Origin of the sequence: Caenispirillum bisanense, from assembly GCF_900230255.1 — a bacterium.
Lineage (GTDB): Bacteria > Pseudomonadota > Alphaproteobacteria > Rhodospirillales > Rhodospirillaceae > Caenispirillum > Caenispirillum bisanense_A.
The window spans coordinates 462889-477486 of the sequence record NZ_OCNJ01000002.1; the positions used below are offsets into that span (position 1 = coordinate 462889).

Below are 14598 nucleotides of genomic sequence, written 5' to 3' on the forward strand. Positions count from 1 at the left end.
CGGGAGCGCTGGATAGCGTGCAGGGGTATCGCCGCACGGCCGGCGGGGTGGCCGCGGGGGAAACATGACGCGACGGGCAGCACGGGTTCTGATGGTGGAGGACACGCTCTCCATCGCCCGCATGACGGAAGCCTTCCTGACCCAGGCGGGGTACGAGGTCGACCACGTCGAGACCGGCCGGGGCTGCCTGGCGGCACTGGAGTCCGACCTGCCCGACGCCGTGCTGCTCGACGTGCGGCTGCCCGACATTTCCGGCCTCGAGGTGCTGGCGCACATCCGCCGCGCCGAGCTGCCGGTGGTGGTCATCGTCGCCACCGCCTATGGCTCCATCGGCATGGCGGTGGAGGCCATGCAGGCCGGCGCCGACGACTTCCTGGTCAAGCCGTTCAACGCCGATCGCCTGAAGGTGACGCTCGCCAACGCGCTGGAGCGCTTCAGTCTGAAGACCCAGGTGCAGACGCTGAAGGAAGACTTCGGGCGCGCCACCTTCCACGGCTTCATCGGCTCGTCGCTGGCCATGCAGTCGGTCTACCGCATCGTCCAGGCGGCCGGGCCGACCGGCGCCACCGTCTTCGTCACCGGCGAAAGCGGCACCGGCAAGGAACTGGCGGCGGAAGCCCTGCATCGCCAGAGCAAGCGCGCCAACGGGCCCTTCGTCGCCATCAACTGCGGCGCCATCCCGCACGGGCTGATGGAAAGCGAGATCTTCGGCCACGTGAAGGGCGCCTTCACCGGAGCGGTGGCGGCGCGCGACGGCGCGGCGCGGCGGGCCGACGGCGGCACCCTGTTCCTCGACGAAATCTGCGAGATGGAACCGGCACTGCAAACAAAACTCTTGCGTTTTCTCCAGACAGGTACCTATATGCGTGTCGGCGGCGAGGTTCTGGAGAAAGTGGATGCGCGCATCGTCTGCGCCACCAACCGGGACCCGCTGAAGGAGGTCGAGGAAGGCCGCTTCCGCGAAGACCTCTACTACCGCCTCCACGTGATCCCCCTGCATCTGCCGGCCTTGCGAGAGCGCGACGGTGACGTGCTGGAAATCGCACGCAGCCTGCTCGCCCGGTTTTCCGCGCAGGAAGGCAAGGCGTTCGAGGGCTTCACCCCGGAGGCGGAAGACCTGCTGCTGCGTTACCCCTGGCCGGGCAACGTGCGGCAATTGCAGAACGTGGTCCTCAACGCCGTCGTGCTCAACGACGGACCGCTGGTGGCGGCCGAGATGCTGCCGCCGCCGGTCAACAGCCGGGGATCGCTGCCGGGCCAGGTGAACCGCGCCACCCTGCCGCCCCTGCGGGCGGTGGACAATGGCGGCGCCGGGGCCAGGTCCGAGGCCGGCACGGAGGCCATCAAGCCCCTGTGGCAGGTGGAGAGGGACGCCATCGAGGCGGCCATCACCGCCTTCGACGGCAACATTCCGCGGGCCGCGGCCGCCCTCGGCATTTCCGCCTCCACCATCTACCGCAAGAAGGCGGCATGGGAGGCGGGCGAGACGGAAGCCGTCGGCGCCTGAGGCGCGGCGCAAGCGTCCGTCTCGTCATCACTCCGGCACGGCCTGCCCGAACGGCAGGGGCGCCTTCTGCGTTTGTGCCGGTGCAATCGGCCGAAAGGCCAGGACTGCCTCACCCAGACGGGAAGGATGTCGCGCGGACTCTTGTCCGGCATGAATGCGACGTCTAACTTTAACAGTACCGTGATGGAAGATCGCCGCGGGTTCCGGCTAACTCCCGGATCAGGTTGGCGTCTCCATCCAGGGATGGCTAGACCAACAATAAGAACGAAGGGAACGAGTAAATGCATATGATGGAACACGGCCACGTCGACATTCGCGGCCACCGTCCGGCCGCTCCGCGCGGCATCCTGTCCGCCGCCTCCAAGTCGGCCGCCGATCGGCCGCTGCCGGGCGAAGGCATGAAGACCGGCACCTCGCTGTCGCCGGAAGACATCCGCCGTATCGTCGCCGACATGGTCGGCTGACGCACGCGCAATCCCGCGCCGGGCGACCTGCCCGGCGGCGGGAGGGGCGCCTGGCGCCGCCTCCCCACCCTCCTGATTTTCCTCTTTTCAGACCCTGGGCCGTCCTGCCGCGTCACGCGCCGCCGTGGCGGCGGGCGAACTCCCAGTACAGCCGGCGGGCGCGTTCGTAGAACGGGCCGGGCTGGAAATCGCGGTCGCCCAGGCGCCGGCACCAGCCGAGCTTCTGGTAGTTGCCGGTGGCGAAAACCTCGTCCGCCTGCATCAGCTCGGGCCACGTGATGGCCCGCTCCACCACCTCGGCGCCGTCCTCCACCAGCAGCTTGATGACGCGCTGGCGCGTCAGGCCGTTGAGGAAGGTGCCGTTCCACGCCGGCGTGTGGACGACGCCGTCCTTGGCGTAGAACAGGTTGGTATAGGCGAATTCCGCCACGTTGCCGGCCGGGTCGAGCATGACGGCGGTGTCGTAGCCGCCTTCCTTGGCCTCGGCCACGGCGCGCGCCGTGTTGGGGTAGAGGCAGCTCGCCTTGGCCTCGGTCGGCGCGGTGTCGCGGGCCGGGCGGCGGAAGCTCGACAGCCGGGCGGCGAAGCCCGTCGCCGGCGGCAGCGGCGACTGGTAGATCGACAGGGCGAAGCGAGTGGCGTCGGGGTCGGGCATGATGAAGCCCTGGTCGCCCCAGAACAGCGGACAGATGTAGAGCTGGGCGTCGCGCGGGAAGCGGCGGATGCCCTCCCACGCCAGTTCGGCGATCTCGGCGCCCGTCAGCATGGGGCGCATGCCGAGGACGCGGGCCGAGCGCACGGCGCGCTCGCAGTGGGGCAGCAGGTCGGGCGCCACGCCGTCGAAGTAGCGGGCGCCGTCGAACACCACCGAGCCCAGCCACACCCCATGGGTGCGCGGCCCCAGCAGCTTCGGGTTCCCCACGTGCCAGTCGCCGTCGGCGTAGACGAGTCCGTCCGTCGCGATATGCCCCTTCATGGCGCTCCTCGATTCGTTCGCTTTTGTCGTTGTTCGGCGGGAACGACCAGCATAGACACGAGAACCCGCGGTTGTCCAACGGGCCGAAAGGCTATGGGATGCGGGCCTCGGCACGCCGCCGCCAGCCCTCGGCCCGCTCGCGCGCCCAGGCGAGACGCTCCGCCGGTCCGGCGAGGCGAAGCCTGAGGTCGTCGGTCAGGTGTCGACCGCTGCGCAAGGCGCAGGCGGCGGCGCGGGCCTCGGCGGCGAAGCGGGCCAGCGCGGCGGCACGGGCGGCGGCGCGACGGCGGATCACCTCGGCCGGCGGCGTGGCGAGTGCGTCGCGCAAGGCGCGCGGGACGGGGCCGGTGAAGCGGCGCTCCAGCGCCTCCAGGGCGGCGGGATCGGGGCAGGACATGGGCGAGGGGCTCCGGCGCGAATGCTGGCGGCCGGTTATGGGATCATATTCCTTTCCCCGCGGTCAAGGAAAATGGTCGGCGCCTACTGGCTGACCCACACCACGCGCGCGATCCATTCCACGCCCTCGCGCTCCAGCGTCCGGTCGCCGTGGGCGGGGTTGAGTGAGCGCAGTTCCACGCGCTTTTCCGACAGCCGCAGCAGTTCCTTCACCATCACCTCGCCGTCGCGGGTGCGCACCACCACGCGGTCGCCCCGGCGCAGCGACGAATCGGGCGACACGATCAGGCGGTCGCCGTCGCGGTAGACCGGCTGCATGGAGTCGCCCGACACCTCGAGCGCATAGGCATGGCTGTCGGTGACGTCCGGCGAGCGGATCTCGTCCCACCCGGCGCCGGCCGGATAGCCGGCGTCGTCGAAGTAGCCGGCCTGGCCGGCCTGGGCGAAGCCGATGAGCGGGATGGTGCGCGGCGCCGGGCCGCCGTAGCTGCGGTCTTCCACCAGCGCCGTGAATTCGGCGAAGGACGTGGTGGTGGCGTCCAGGATCTTGGCGATGGACTCGGTGGACGGCCAGCGCGGCTTGCCTTCGCGCGTGGTGCGCTTGCTGCGGTTGAAGGTGGTGGAATCCAGTCCGGCACGGCGGGCCAGCCCCGAGGGGGAGAAGCCCTTGCTTTGCGCCAGGCGGTCGATGGCGCGCCAGATCTGGGAATGGGTCAGCATGGGAACATGGTCTTACAGGCGGACAGAAAGCGCAGTAAGAACAAATTCCGCAAAATTCCTTGACGCCCTGGGTCAGCAGTCCTAACACTCGCGGTTGTTCTTCTTTTGTTCCGACCGTTCCGGTCCATCCCATCCGGACCATCCGGTCCAGCCGAGGAGTGTTTCCGCCATGGCACAGGCCCGTGCTCACGCCTTCCGCGTGTCCAGTTCCCGTCCAGCACAACCGTTCTTCAGCGCCGAGGAGGCGTGGCTGTGGTTCTGGCAGTGCCAGATCGCCCGCGACGAAGGCGCCCGATTCGTCGCCGACGCCGGCGCCGTCGCCCGTCCCTGCGACCCCGACGACCTGTGGCGCGCCGCCCTGGCGCTGCTGCGCCGCCGCCTCATCGACCGCCGCCACCTGCGGGTGCTGGCGGTGTTCGGGCGCCGCCTGACGCCGCCCGACCCGCGCCTGGCCGAGGAAGCCGTCGCCGCCCGCCTGTGGGACGACGCGCTCGACCGCCTGACCACGCCGCTGCGCGCCAAGGGGATCGTGGCATGATCGCCGCCGCCGCCCTGTCCCCCGGAGCCGCCGCCCGCCCGCGCGGTGCGGCGGCGGTGCAGGCGCGGGCGCGCCGTGGCGTGCCGGCCTACGTGGTGTTCACCGACCACACCGACCTCGCCTGGCTGCGGCTGTTGCGCCCCGGCTTCCGCCATTGCTTCGCCGTGGTGCAGGTGGATGGCGCCTGGGTGATCGTCGATCCCCTGTCGCACTGGACGACCTTGCGCGTGGTGCCCGAACTGGCCGGCTGGCAGCCGGAACCGTGGTTCCGTCACCTCGGCCTCACCGTGGTCGCCGCCGAGGCGGTGGAGCCGGCGCCGCGGCTGGCACCGTGGCGGCCCTATACCTGCGTCGAGGCGGTGAAGCGCCTGCTCGGCCTGCGCCTGCCGGGCGTCTTCACCCCCTGGCAACTGTACCGGGCGCTCACCGTCGAGGGCGTCGTTCCTAACAAGGAAAAAAATCTTGACAAGGGGAGCGAAATGGGGGCATAGTCCCTCCTGTCAACGCCACAGGTGTGCCCGAAGCCCGCCGGACCCCAGGTCCGGCGGGTTTTTTCATGGCCGCCGCCGGCGCCTCCATCAGCCGAGCAGGGAGACCCCGCCCATGGGTGGCTTCTCGTCCCCACCGCCCCCGCAGACGCCGAACCAGGCCATCATGGAAGCCTTCATGTACAGCTTCATGGCGCACCAGCGCCTGGTGGACCAGGGCAAGGCCGAGCCCATCCGCCTGCCCACGCCCGACCTGCCGAAGCCGCCGCCGCCGCCCCCTCCGCCGGCCCCGGCCCCCGCCCCGGCCCCGGCCGCGAGCACGCCGCAGATCATCATCCACCGTGTCGAAGTGCCGGTTCCGGTGTCCTCCGGTGGTGGTGGCGGCGGTGGCGGCAGTACGCCGCGTCCGTCCGCCCCGGCCCCGTCACCCGCGCCGTCGCCTGCCGCGCCGGCGCCCGATTCGGCCGCCGAGGCCGCCCGCCGCCGCCGCGAGCAGCAGGAGCGCGACGACCGTGCCCGCGCCGCCACCGTCGCCACCTCGTGGCGCGGCGTGCTGTCGCCGCTGCCGACCCTCGGCCCGCGCAAGACCCTGTTGGGAGAATGATCCCATGACCCCCGACACCGAGGCGCTGCTGCGCCGTTACCGGGCCGCCCGCTCGCGCCGCTCGGCGTGGGAAAGCCACTGGCGCGAGTGCTACGACTTCACCCTGCCGAGCCGCGACTCCGGCGGGGGCGGCGGCGAAGGCGCGCGGCGGGTCGACCGCCTGTTCGACGGCACCGCCGCCGATGCTGTCGACCAGCTGGCCGCCAGCCTGCTCGCCGAGCTGACGCCGCCGTGGGCGCGCTGGTTCGGCCTCGCCGCCGGCGTCGAACTGGCGCCCGAGGAACGCGCCGCCGTGGCGCCCCTGCTGGAGAAGACGGCGGAAATCGTGCGCGGCCACTTCGACCGCTCCAACTTCGCCGTGGAGATGCACCAGGCCTACCTGGACCTGGTGATTGCCGGCACCGCCAGCCTGCTGTTCGAGGAAGCGCCGCCGGGCCAGCCGTCGGCCTTCCGCTTCACCGCCGTGCCGCTGTCGGAACTGGTGGTGGAGGAAGGCGCCTCGGGCCGCCTCGACGTCACCTTCCGCCGCTCGGAAGCGAGCCTCGCCACCCTGCGCGAGCGCTTCCCCGCCGCCGCGGTGCCCGACACCCTGGTGCGGCGGGCCGAAAACGACGCCGATGCGCGTTTCGCGGTGCTGGAATGCGTGCTGCCCGAACCGCACGGCGGCGGCTTCGCCTATACGGCGCTGCTCGACCCGGAAGGGGCGGGCGCCGACGCGGCGGTGCTGGCGCAGGGCACCTTCGCCCGCTCGCCCTTCGTCACCTTCCGCTGGCTGAAGGCGCCGGGCGAGGCCTATGGCCGCAGCCCGGTGATGAAGACGCTGCCCGACATCAAGACCGCCAACAAGGTGGTGGAGCTGATCCTCAAGAACGCCTCCATCGCCGTCACCGGCATCTGGCAGGCCGATGACGACGGCGTGCTGAACCCGGCCAACATCCGTCTGGTGCCGGGCGCCATCATCCCCAAGGCGGTCGGCTCGCAGGGCCTGACGCCGCTGGAGGCGCCGGGCAAGTTCGACGTCTCGCAGCTGGTGCTGGAAGACCTGCGCGGCCGCATCCGCCACGCCCTGCTGGTGGACCGCCTGGGGCAGGTGGACGCCCCGCGCATGACGGCGACCGAGGTGATGGAGCGCTCCGCCGAGATGGCGCGCATCCTCGGCGCCACCTATGGCCGGTTGCAGTCGGAACTGCTGACGCCGCTGGTCATGCGGGCGCTCGGCATCCTGCGGCGGCGCGGCGAGATCGTCGATGTCCGCGCCGACGGGCGGGTGGTGGACCTGGTCTACCAGTCGCCGCTGGCCCGCACGCAGGCGCAGTCGGACGCCCAGAACACCCTCACCTGGCTGACCTCGGTCGCCGGGTTGGGGCCGGCGGCGGCGGAGGCGGTGGATACCGGCGCTGCCGCCCGCTGGCTCGGCCGGGCGCTCGGCGTGCCGGCCGAACTGATCCGCGAGGCCCCGGCGGTGGCGGAGACCCCGCCGCCGCCGGTCCTCGCCGACCCGACCGGGGCCGTTCCGGCTGCGGCGGGGGGAGGCGTGTCGTGACGTCCACGCTTTCCCTCCCCGACGGCTGGGACGGCCTCGACCCCGGGGCCGGGGGCGCCGGTCCGCCGGCCGAGCCCGACGACGCGGCGCTGCTCTTCGCCCGCGTCTTCCGCGGCGACGATGGCCGGCGCGCGCTCGGCGTCCTGCGGGCGCTGACGCTCGACCGCGCCCTCGGCCCCGATGCCCCGCCCGATGCGCTGCGCCATCTGGAAGGCCAGCGCGCCCTCGTCCTCCACCTGCTCGCCCTGGTGGAGCGGGGGCGGGCGGGGTGAAGGGCGTCCTCTTCACCCTCTTCTTCCCGCGAAGGAGTCGTTCATGACCAACCGTACCCTCCCGCCGGAGTTCCTCGACCCGGCGACCGGGCAGCCGAACGTGGAGGCGCTGCTCGGCGCCTACATGGACCTGCTCGAAACCTCCAAGGGCATGGTGCGCCCGCCCGGGCCGGACGCCGATCCGGCCAGCGTCGCCGCCTTCCGCGCCGCGCTGGGCGTGCCGGAGACGCCCGACGCCTATCAGGTGACGGCGCCGCATGCGCTGCTCACCCCGGACCCCACCGTCAACGCCCGCCTGCACGGCGCCGGCTTCACGCCGCAGCAGGTGCAGCTGGTCTACGACCTCGCCGCCGAGCGCATCCTGCCGGTGCTGGAAAGCATGGCGTCCGAAATGGACGGCGACCGCGAGCTGTCGCGCCTGGTCGAGCATTTCGGCGGCGAGGAGCGCTGGGCCGAGATCAGCCGCCAGCTGCTCGCCTGGGGCAAGGCCAACCTGCCGGCCGACGTGCTGACGGCGCTGTCGTCCACCGCCGACGGCGTCGTCGCCCTGTGGCGCATGATGCAGTCCGGCGAGCCGGCGCTCGGCGGCCTGGAGAAGGGCGCCGCCGGCCCGGCCGGCGAGGACGAGATCAAGGCCCTGATGCGCGACCCCAAGTACTGGCGCGAGCGCGACCCGACCGTCATGCGCAAGGTCGCGGACGGGTTCAAGCGGCTGTACCCCGGCCAGGCGTGACCGCCGCCTGACGGGCCGCCGTCGGGCGAGGGGGTAGCCACCAAGGCACCAAGTACTCCAAGGCGATCGCGCGCCGTCCCCCCTCCCTTTTCCCTCCCTCTCTCCCGCCCTCTCTCCTCCCTCTCCCATTGTCATGGCCGGGCTCGACCCGGCCATCCACGGCGTCACCGGCGGCGACCGTGGGCGCGGCGCCCTCCACGGCGGGCGGCAGGGGAGCCGTGGATGCCCGGATCAAGTCCGGGCATGACAATGGAGCGAGGGAGAGAGGAGGGGGAGGAGAGGGGAAAGGGGCGCAACCGCCCTCGCCCTCCCTTCATCGTTCACCATTTGTCCCAAACGCAGAGGACCATCCGCATGTCCACCAAGATCGACCAGTCCTTCGTCAAGCACTTCCAGGCCGACGTCCACCTGGCCTTCCAGACCATGGGCTCGAAGCTGCGCAACACCGTGCGCACCAAGAACGACGTCCAGGGGTCGTCCACCGTCTTCCAGAAGGTCGGCAAGGGCACGGCCTCCACCAAGGCGCGGCACGGCAAGGTGCCGGTCATGAACCTCGACCACACGCCGGTCGAATGCCAGCTCTACGACTACTACGCCGGTGACTGGGTCGACCGGCTGGACGAGCTGAAGACCAACATCGACGAGCGCCAGGTGCTGGTGAAGGCCGGCGCCTATGCGCTCGGCCGCAAGACCGACGAACTCATCATCAAGGAGCTGGACAGCTCCACCAACTACGCGCTCGACGGCTCCACCGCGCTCACCAAGGAGAAGGTGCTGAAGGCCTTCGAGATGCTGGGCGAGGCCGACGTGCCCGACGACGGCGACCGCTACGCCGTGGTCGGCTGGAAGCAGTGGTCGGACCTGCTCGCCATCCCCGAGTTCTCCAACGCCGACTACATCGGCGAATCCGACCTGCCGTGGCAGGGCACCCAGGCCAAGAAGTGGCTCGGTACCCTGTGGATGCCGCACTCGGGCCTGACCGTCGCGAGCGGCGTGCGCTACTGCTACTGGTACCACAAGACCGCCGTCGGCCATGCCATCGGGTCGGAGGTCATCACCGACGTGTCGTGGCACGGCGACCGGGCGGCGCACTTCGTAAACAACATGATGTCGCAGGGCTCCAAGCTCATCGACCCGGCGGGCGTCGTCGCGCTGCGCTGCCTCGAGGCGTAAGCGCGCCGCCCCTTCCTCCTTCCTTTCCATCGCATCCGGAGACTTCCGACCATGGCCTTCCAGTCCAAGGACCTGTCGGTGCTGGCCTACGCCAACGGCTTCACGCTGTGGCACTACGCCAGCGCCGATGCCGCCGCCGCCATCGCCGCCGGCGGCTATTTCGACCGCGCGGCGGAGATGATCAACACGGGCGACCTGATGATCGTCACCAGCGACACCGGCACGGCGCCCGTCACCGTGCTGATGCGGGTCGCCGGCGTCGCGGGCGGCGTCGTCACCACCGCCGCCGTTTGAGCCACCGGGGCCGGAGGACCTGCGCCTCCGGCCCCGTCTCTGTCCGGGGGAGCCCCATGACCATCGACATCTTCCCGACCCTCAACCTGCTGGCGCGGCCCGGCAAGACGCCGCCGACGCTGCGCTTCGCCCGCACCGGCACGGCGACCCGCGTCGACGCCACCGGCACGCTCGCCGCCGTCGCCGCCGACGGCCTGCGCCACGACTTCGTGCGCACCACCGGCGTCTACCGCGGCTGGCGGCTGGAGGGCGCGCGCACCAACCTGGTGCTCAACAGCCTGACGCCCGCCGGCCAGAACATCACCATCGGCGCCGGCACCTGGACCCTGTCGCTGGTGGGCGGCGGCACGGTCACCGCCTCGGGCGCCATGACCGGCAGCGCCACCGAGGCGGCCCCGCTGACCCAGACGGCGAGCGCCGGCACGGTGACGCTGGCGCTGTCGGGCGACGTGCGCGGCCTGCAGCTGGAAAGCGGCGCCTACGCCACCTCCATCATCCCCACCGCCGGCGCCCAGGTGACGCGCGGGGTGGAGACGGCGCGGGTGGACGCGACCGACTTCGCCCTGAAGGCCGACGAAGGCACGCTCTACGTCCAGTGCTCGACCCTCGGCATCGGCGGCTTGCAGACGGCGCTGGAGCTGGGCGACGGCAGCGCCGACAACCGCATCGTGCTGCGTTTCGACCCCGCCCGGGCGCCGCAGGCGACCATCTTCAGCGGCGGCGCGAGCCAGCTGTCGCTGACGGGCTCGGCGGTGGCGGCCGACCAGACGGTGCGCATGGCGCTCGCCTACAAGGCCGGCTCCGCCGCCTTCTGCATCGACGGCGGCGCCGTGCAGACGGCCGCCCCCGCCGCCATCCCCGCCGCCGCCAGCCTGTGGCTCGGCAGCGAGGGCACGGCGACGGACCCGCTCAACGGCCACGTCCTGCACGCCGCCTACTTCCCCCGCCGCCTCGCCGACGCCGACCTGCAGCTGCTGACGCGCTAGGAGAAATAGATGAGAACCCGCCATTACTCTGACTGCAGTGTGCACAACGAGCCGGCCTATGCGGCCGGCCCGTGCGACTGTGGCGGTCTAAAGCTGACAGTATATCTCCTTCATGTGGCTGTCGCCCTTCTTATAACCAGGGCGCGGCGCCTGCGAAGCTTCTTCCAGAAGCTGATGCTTCGTGACCTTTGACAGCGTCATGAGCTTCCAGCCCACTTCCTCTCCAGAGACACTCCCTCCTTCGACCTGCCAGACCCGCATGCACTCGTTATTGGCGGTCGAAACGCCGACCGCGTGAACCTCGATGATGCGGGTCTCGCCGTCATACACCACCCGAAGACGCTTACCTGCATTCAGTGCTTCACAAGCAGACTGCCAATTCATGCCGGTTCTCCTTGTTTCCGAAGTCCCGGAAATGGCCCTTGGCAGAGAATCTGCAATATCACCGTGGTTATACAGTCTCAGGTATATAAAAAGGAGGACTCGCCAGTGAGCCTGACAGCCATCGCCCTGTGTTCGCGCGCCCTGTTGAAGATCGGCGCCACCGGCATCGCCTCGTTCGACGAGGGGACGGCGGAGGCCGAGGTGGCGGCGAACCTCTATCCGTCCGCCCGCGACGCGCTTCTGTCGGCGCACCCGTGGAACTTTGCCACCGCGCAGGTGCGCCTGGCGCCGCTGGCCGCCCAGCCGGTGGCCGATTTCGCCCATGCCTTCCAACTGCCCGCCGATTTCCTGCGGGCGCTGTCGGCCGGCAGCGGTGAGCGCGGGCGTGGCCTGCGCTACCGCATCGCCGAGCGCCGCCTGCACGCCGACACGGCGGCGGTGACGCTCACCTACGTCTTCCGCCCGCCGGAGGAGAGCTTTCCGCCCTTCTTCGACCAGGCGCTCATCCTGCGCCTCGCCGCCGAGTTCTGCCTGCCGCTGACCGAAAGCACCAGCCGCGCCGAACTGCTCCACCGCCTGGCGGAGGAGGAGATGCGCCGCGCCCGCCTGATCGACGCGCAGGAAGAATCGCCGGCGGCGGTGGAGGACTTCACCCTGATCGAGGCCCGCCGATGACCAGCGTCGTCCAGACCAAGACCAACTTCTCCGCCGGCGAGCTGTCGCCCCGCCTCTACGGGCGCGGCGACCTGCGCGCCTACGAGAACGGCGCGGCGGCCCTGCGCAACGTGGTCATCCACCCGACCGGCGGCGTGTCGCGCCGCAGCGGCACCCGCTGGGTGGACGACATCGAGGGCAACGGCCGCCTCGTCGCCTTCGAGTTCAACACCGAACAGACCTACCTGCTGGTGTTCACCCACCAGAAGATGGCCGTCTACATGAACGACAGCCGCATCGCCGTGCTGACCACGCCGTGGACGGCGGACCAGCTGGCGGCCATCTCGTGGACCCAGTCGGCCGACACGCTGCTGGTGGTCCACCCCGACGTGGAGCCGCAGAAGATCACCCGCACCAGCCATACCACCTGGACCATCTCCAAGTGGTACTGGATGGACGTGCAGAACGTGCGCTTCCAACCGCACTACAAGTTCGCGACCACCTTCGCGACGCTGACGCCCTCGGCGACCTCCGGCACGGTCACCCTGACGGCGAGCGAGGATCTGTTCGTCGCCGATCACGTGGAGACGCGCTTTCGCATCGGCGGCAAGGAGGTGCGCATCACCGCCGTCGCCGGCCCGCGCTCGGCGACGGCGCAGGTCTACCAGACGCTGGCCTCGACCACCGCCACCAAGGACTGGACGGAGCAGGCCTTCTCGGCGGTGCGCGGCTGGCCGGTGAGCGTCACCTTCCACCAGGACCGGCTGGTGATCGGCGGCTCGCGCGATCTGCCGAACCGGGTGTGGCTGTCCAAGTCGGGCGACTACTTCAACTTCGACACCGGCACCGGCCTGGACGACGAGGCCATCGACTTCGGCATCGTGTCCGACCAGGTGAACGCCGTGCGCGCCGTGTTCTCCGGCCGCACCTTGCAGGTCTTCACCACCGGCGCCGAATGGACCGTTTCCGGCGATCCGGTCACGCCCGTCACCGCCTCGGTGCGGCGGCAGACGCGGGTGGGCACGCCCTCGGGGCGCCAGGTGCCGCCGCGCGACGTCGACGGCGCCACCCTGTTCATCGGCGCCGGCGGGAAGGAGCTGCGCGAGTTCCTGTTCACCGATGCCGAGCAGGCCTATCAGGCCGGCGACCTCGCCCTGGTGGCGCGCCACCTGATGACCGGGCCGGTGGACATGGACTACGACGCCTACCGCCGGCTGGTCTACATCGTCATGGCCGACGGCGGGCTCGCCACCGTCACCAACTACCGCGCCGAGCAGGTCTCCGGCTGGACCCGGCAGGAGACCGACGGCGCCTTCCGCGCCGTGGCCGTGGTCGGCACCGCCGTGTTCGTCCTGGTGGAGCGCGCCGGGGTCTTCCACATCGAGCAGTTCGACGAGGACTTCGGCCTCGACTGCGCCCTGGCCGGCGAGAGCACGACCGCGAAGGCCCGCTGGACCGGCCTCGACCATCTGGAGGGGCGCACGGTGCAGGTGCTCGGCGACGGGGCCGAGCTGCCCGATGCCGTGGTGAGCGGCGGGGCGGTGGATCTGCCCTATGCCGTGTCGCGTGTGCAGGTGGGCCTGCCCTTCCGCCACCGGGTGGAGCCGCTGCCGCCGGTGGTGGTGGGGCCGGGCGGGGTGCGCCAGGGCGGCGCGCTGCGGCTCATCCGCGCCACCTTCCGTGTGCTGGAGACCCAGGTTCTGACCGTCGATACCGGCCGCGGCGCGACGCCGGTGCCGGTGAAGCGGCTCGGTGCCTCGGGCGTGCTCGACAGCCCGCCGCCGGCCTTCACCGGCGACCTCGCCGTGCGTGCCATCGGCTGGAAGCGCGACGCCATCGGCCCCGTGTGGCGGGTCGACCAGGCGTCGCCGCTGCCCTGCACGATCCTTTCCGTAACCACCGAACTGAAGGTGACCGACTGATGGGTGGATTCGCCAGCTCCGCCGTGACCGTCGGCCGCAGCCTCCTCGGCCCGGCCCTCACCGTCTACGGCGCCTATTCCGATGCCAAGTCCCGCAGCACGCCGGCCCGCGTCACCTTCGACGACGGCGGCGCGCTGGCGGTGGCGCAGTCCGATGCCCGCGCCGCCGAGCAGGAGCGCATCGCCTACGAGCAGAGCCGCGCCGAGCAGGACGCCGCCGAACTGCGCCGCGCCGCCGCCGCCGAAGCCGAGTGGCGCACGCGGCTGCAGGGCGAGATCGCCGGCGCCGAACGGGCGGCGAGCGAGCAGTGGAACGCCTACCACCTCGGCGTCGCCGAGCAGGAGGCGCAGCTCGCCGAGGCCCAGGCCCGCGCCGCCGCCGACGCCGACCAGCGCCGCCTGCAGGCCGAGGCGGCGGAGGCGGCCCGCCTGCGCGAAGCCGACCTGAAGCGCGCCCAGGCCAGCGCCCGCGCCCGCTTCGGGGCGGCGGGCCTGCGCGGCTCCACCTCCGCCGCGGCGCTGATGACCGGCATGGTGGACGAAGCCGCCGCCCGCGACCTCGCCGCCGCCGACACGACCGCCGCCTCCGCCCGCGACCTGTGGGCGCAGGTGGAGCGCACGCGCGAGCGCAACCTGCTCGCCCTCGGCCAGATGCGCCAGCGCGCCCTGCTGACCGTGGGCGATCTGACCCAGCGCCAGCAGCAGGCGGCGGCGGAACTGGCGCACGACAACGAGCTGGCGCTCTACCGCGCCGACAGCGCCGCCAACCGCCTGCTCGCCGACGCCTGGATGCAGACCCGCGTCGACACCGCCCGCGCCGGCGTCGCCGGGGCCTCCGCCGCCGCCGCCTCCGCCGCCTCCGCCAGCCGGACGCCGGTGGCACGGCCCAACGCGGCGGACTTCTTCCTGCCCCTGGCGGGGCGCCTGCTGTCCAACCTGTGAGGA

General features: G+C 71.4%; 18 protein-coding genes. 14 read left to right on the top strand and 4 right to left on the bottom strand.

Going from position 1 to position 14598, the window contains the following annotated elements:
- Positions 1-64: 64 nt before the first annotated feature.
- Both CRP50_RS06710 and CRP50_RS24990 read left to right on the top strand, forming a co-directional pair.
- Complete coding sequence (locus CRP50_RS06710; protein WP_097278207.1) at positions 65-1507, top strand: sigma-54-dependent transcriptional regulator; 1443 nt, start codon at positions 65-67, stop codon at positions 1505-1507.
- Positions 1508-1788: 281 nt separating this feature from the next.
- Entirely contained in the window at positions 1789-1971 is a 183-nt protein-coding gene (locus tag CRP50_RS24990; RefSeq protein ID WP_141415074.1) for a hypothetical protein, read from the top strand.
- A 112-nt stretch (positions 1972-2083) separates the two neighbouring features.
- Here the strand turns inward: CRP50_RS24990 and CRP50_RS06715 are convergent, their stop codons facing one another.
- The 3 genes from CRP50_RS06715 to CRP50_RS06725 form a co-directional block, all read right to left on the bottom strand.
- Positions 2084-2947: a branched-chain amino acid aminotransferase gene (locus CRP50_RS06715; protein ID WP_097278208.1), complete on the bottom strand. Its 864-nt coding sequence runs from the start codon at positions 2945-2947 to the stop codon at positions 2084-2086.
- A 91-nt stretch (positions 2948-3038) separates the two neighbouring features.
- Entirely contained in the window at positions 3039-3344 is a 306-nt protein-coding gene (locus tag CRP50_RS24995; protein ID WP_097278209.1) for a hypothetical protein, read from the bottom strand.
- Between the two features lie 83 nt (positions 3345-3427).
- Entirely contained in the window at positions 3428-4063 is a 636-nt protein-coding gene (locus CRP50_RS06725) for a S24 family peptidase (protein WP_097278210.1), read from the bottom strand.
- Positions 4064-4232: 169 nt separating this feature from the next.
- Here CRP50_RS06725 and CRP50_RS06730 point away from each other — a divergent pair, with 169 nt between their 5' ends.
- From CRP50_RS06730 to CRP50_RS06770, 9 genes are all read left to right on the top strand, one after another.
- The gene (locus CRP50_RS06730) at positions 4233-4601 is read left to right on the top strand and encodes a hypothetical protein (RefSeq protein ID WP_097278211.1); all 369 of its coding nucleotides are present in this window, start codon (positions 4233-4235) and stop codon (positions 4599-4601) included.
- Positions 4598-5092, top strand: coding sequence for a hypothetical protein (locus CRP50_RS06735; protein ID WP_176525060.1), 495 nt, complete (start codon positions 4598-4600; stop codon positions 5090-5092). Before CRP50_RS06730 ends, CRP50_RS06735 begins: the two co-directional genes overlap by 4 nt.
- Before the next feature lie 112 nt (positions 5093-5204).
- Positions 5205-5693 carry a hypothetical protein gene (locus tag CRP50_RS25000; RefSeq protein ID WP_141415075.1) on the top strand — a complete coding sequence of 163 codons (489 nt, stop codon included), beginning with the start codon at positions 5205-5207 and terminating at the stop codon, positions 5691-5693.
- 4 nt (positions 5694-5697) lie between these two features.
- On the top strand, positions 5698-7236 hold the full coding sequence (locus tag CRP50_RS06745) for a portal protein (RefSeq protein WP_097278212.1): 1539 nt from the start codon (positions 5698-5700) through the stop codon (positions 7234-7236).
- Positions 7233-7508, top strand: coding sequence for a hypothetical protein (locus tag CRP50_RS06750; protein ID WP_097278213.1), 276 nt, complete (start codon positions 7233-7235; stop codon positions 7506-7508). The genes CRP50_RS06745 and CRP50_RS06750 overlap by 4 nt, the downstream gene beginning before the upstream one ends.
- Positions 7509-7551: 43 nt before the next feature.
- Positions 7552-8241 (top strand): capsid assembly protein, encoded by a 690-nt coding sequence (locus CRP50_RS06755; protein WP_097278214.1) that lies wholly within the window; start codon positions 7552-7554, stop codon positions 8239-8241.
- Between the two features lie 354 nt (positions 8242-8595).
- Positions 8596-9414, top strand: coding sequence for a phage capsid protein (locus CRP50_RS06760; protein WP_097278215.1), 819 nt, complete (start codon positions 8596-8598; stop codon positions 9412-9414).
- A gap of 51 nt (positions 9415-9465) precedes the next feature.
- Positions 9466-9708 (top strand): hypothetical protein, encoded by a 243-nt coding sequence (locus CRP50_RS06765; RefSeq protein WP_097278216.1) that lies wholly within the window; start codon positions 9466-9468, stop codon positions 9706-9708.
- A 56-nt stretch (positions 9709-9764) separates the two neighbouring features.
- Positions 9765-10694, top strand: a complete 930-nt coding sequence (locus CRP50_RS06770) for a hypothetical protein (RefSeq protein WP_097278217.1) — start codon at positions 9765-9767, stop codon at positions 10692-10694.
- Positions 10695-10781: 87 nt separating this feature from the next.
- Here CRP50_RS06770 and CRP50_RS06775 read toward each other — a convergent pair whose 3' ends face one another.
- A complete protein-coding gene (locus CRP50_RS06775) occupies positions 10782-11078 on the bottom strand; it encodes a hypothetical protein (protein ID WP_097278218.1) in 297 nt (98 codons plus the stop codon).
- A 105-nt stretch (positions 11079-11183) separates the two neighbouring features.
- Between CRP50_RS06775 and CRP50_RS06780 the strand changes: the two genes are divergently transcribed.
- The 3 genes from CRP50_RS06780 to CRP50_RS25495 are packed head-to-tail and all read left to right on the top strand — an operon-like array spanning position 11184 to position 14595.
- Positions 11184-11753, top strand: coding sequence for a hypothetical protein (locus CRP50_RS06780; protein WP_097278219.1), 570 nt, complete (start codon positions 11184-11186; stop codon positions 11751-11753).
- Positions 11750-13654 (top strand): hypothetical protein, encoded by a 1905-nt coding sequence (locus tag CRP50_RS06785; RefSeq protein ID WP_097278220.1) that lies wholly within the window; start codon positions 11750-11752, stop codon positions 13652-13654. Before CRP50_RS06780 ends, CRP50_RS06785 begins: the two co-directional genes overlap by 4 nt.
- On the top strand, positions 13654-14595 hold the full coding sequence (locus CRP50_RS25495) for a hypothetical protein (RefSeq protein ID WP_097278221.1): 942 nt from the start codon (positions 13654-13656) through the stop codon (positions 14593-14595). Before CRP50_RS06785 ends, CRP50_RS25495 begins: the two co-directional genes overlap by 1 nt.
- The last annotated feature ends 3 nt before the right edge of the window (positions 14596-14598 follow it).

What these genes read in the sequence shown, in the direction of transcription:
- CRP50_RS06710 (WP_097278207.1), top strand. Translation starts at nt 65, where the DNA reads ATGACGCGACGGGCAGCACGGGTTCTGATGGTGGAGGACACGCTCTCC.
- CRP50_RS24990 (WP_141415074.1), top strand. Translation starts at nt 1,789, where the DNA reads ATGCATATGATGGAACACGGCCACGTCGACATTCGCGGCCACCGTCCG.
- CRP50_RS06715 (WP_097278208.1), bottom strand. Translation starts at nt 2,947, where the DNA reads ATGAAGGGGCATATCGCGACGGACGGACTCGTCTACGCCGACGGCGAC.
- CRP50_RS24995 (WP_097278209.1), bottom strand. Translation starts at nt 3,344, where the DNA reads ATGTCCTGCCCCGATCCCGCCGCCCTGGAGGCGCTGGAGCGCCGCTTC.
- CRP50_RS06725 (WP_097278210.1), bottom strand. Translation starts at nt 4,063, where the DNA reads ATGCTGACCCATTCCCAGATCTGGCGCGCCATCGACCGCCTGGCGCAA.
- CRP50_RS06730 (WP_097278211.1), top strand. Translation starts at nt 4,233, where the DNA reads ATGGCACAGGCCCGTGCTCACGCCTTCCGCGTGTCCAGTTCCCGTCCA.
- CRP50_RS06735 (WP_176525060.1), top strand. Translation starts at nt 4,598, where the DNA reads ATGATCGCCGCCGCCGCCCTGTCCCCCGGAGCCGCCGCCCGCCCGCGC.
- CRP50_RS25000 (WP_141415075.1), top strand. Translation starts at nt 5,205, where the DNA reads ATGGGTGGCTTCTCGTCCCCACCGCCCCCGCAGACGCCGAACCAGGCC.
- CRP50_RS06745 (WP_097278212.1), top strand. Translation starts at nt 5,698, where the DNA reads ATGACCCCCGACACCGAGGCGCTGCTGCGCCGTTACCGGGCCGCCCGC.
- CRP50_RS06755 (WP_097278214.1), top strand. Translation starts at nt 7,552, where the DNA reads ATGACCAACCGTACCCTCCCGCCGGAGTTCCTCGACCCGGCGACCGGG.
- CRP50_RS06760 (WP_097278215.1), top strand. Translation starts at nt 8,596, where the DNA reads ATGTCCACCAAGATCGACCAGTCCTTCGTCAAGCACTTCCAGGCCGAC.
- CRP50_RS06765 (WP_097278216.1), top strand. Translation starts at nt 9,466, where the DNA reads ATGGCCTTCCAGTCCAAGGACCTGTCGGTGCTGGCCTACGCCAACGGC.
- CRP50_RS06770 (WP_097278217.1), top strand. Translation starts at nt 9,765, where the DNA reads ATGACCATCGACATCTTCCCGACCCTCAACCTGCTGGCGCGGCCCGGC.
- CRP50_RS06775 (WP_097278218.1), bottom strand. Translation starts at nt 11,078, where the DNA reads ATGAATTGGCAGTCTGCTTGTGAAGCACTGAATGCAGGTAAGCGTCTT.
- CRP50_RS06785 (WP_097278220.1), top strand. Translation starts at nt 11,750, where the DNA reads ATGACCAGCGTCGTCCAGACCAAGACCAACTTCTCCGCCGGCGAGCTG.
- CRP50_RS25495 (WP_097278221.1), top strand. Translation starts at nt 13,654, where the DNA reads ATGGGTGGATTCGCCAGCTCCGCCGTGACCGTCGGCCGCAGCCTCCTC.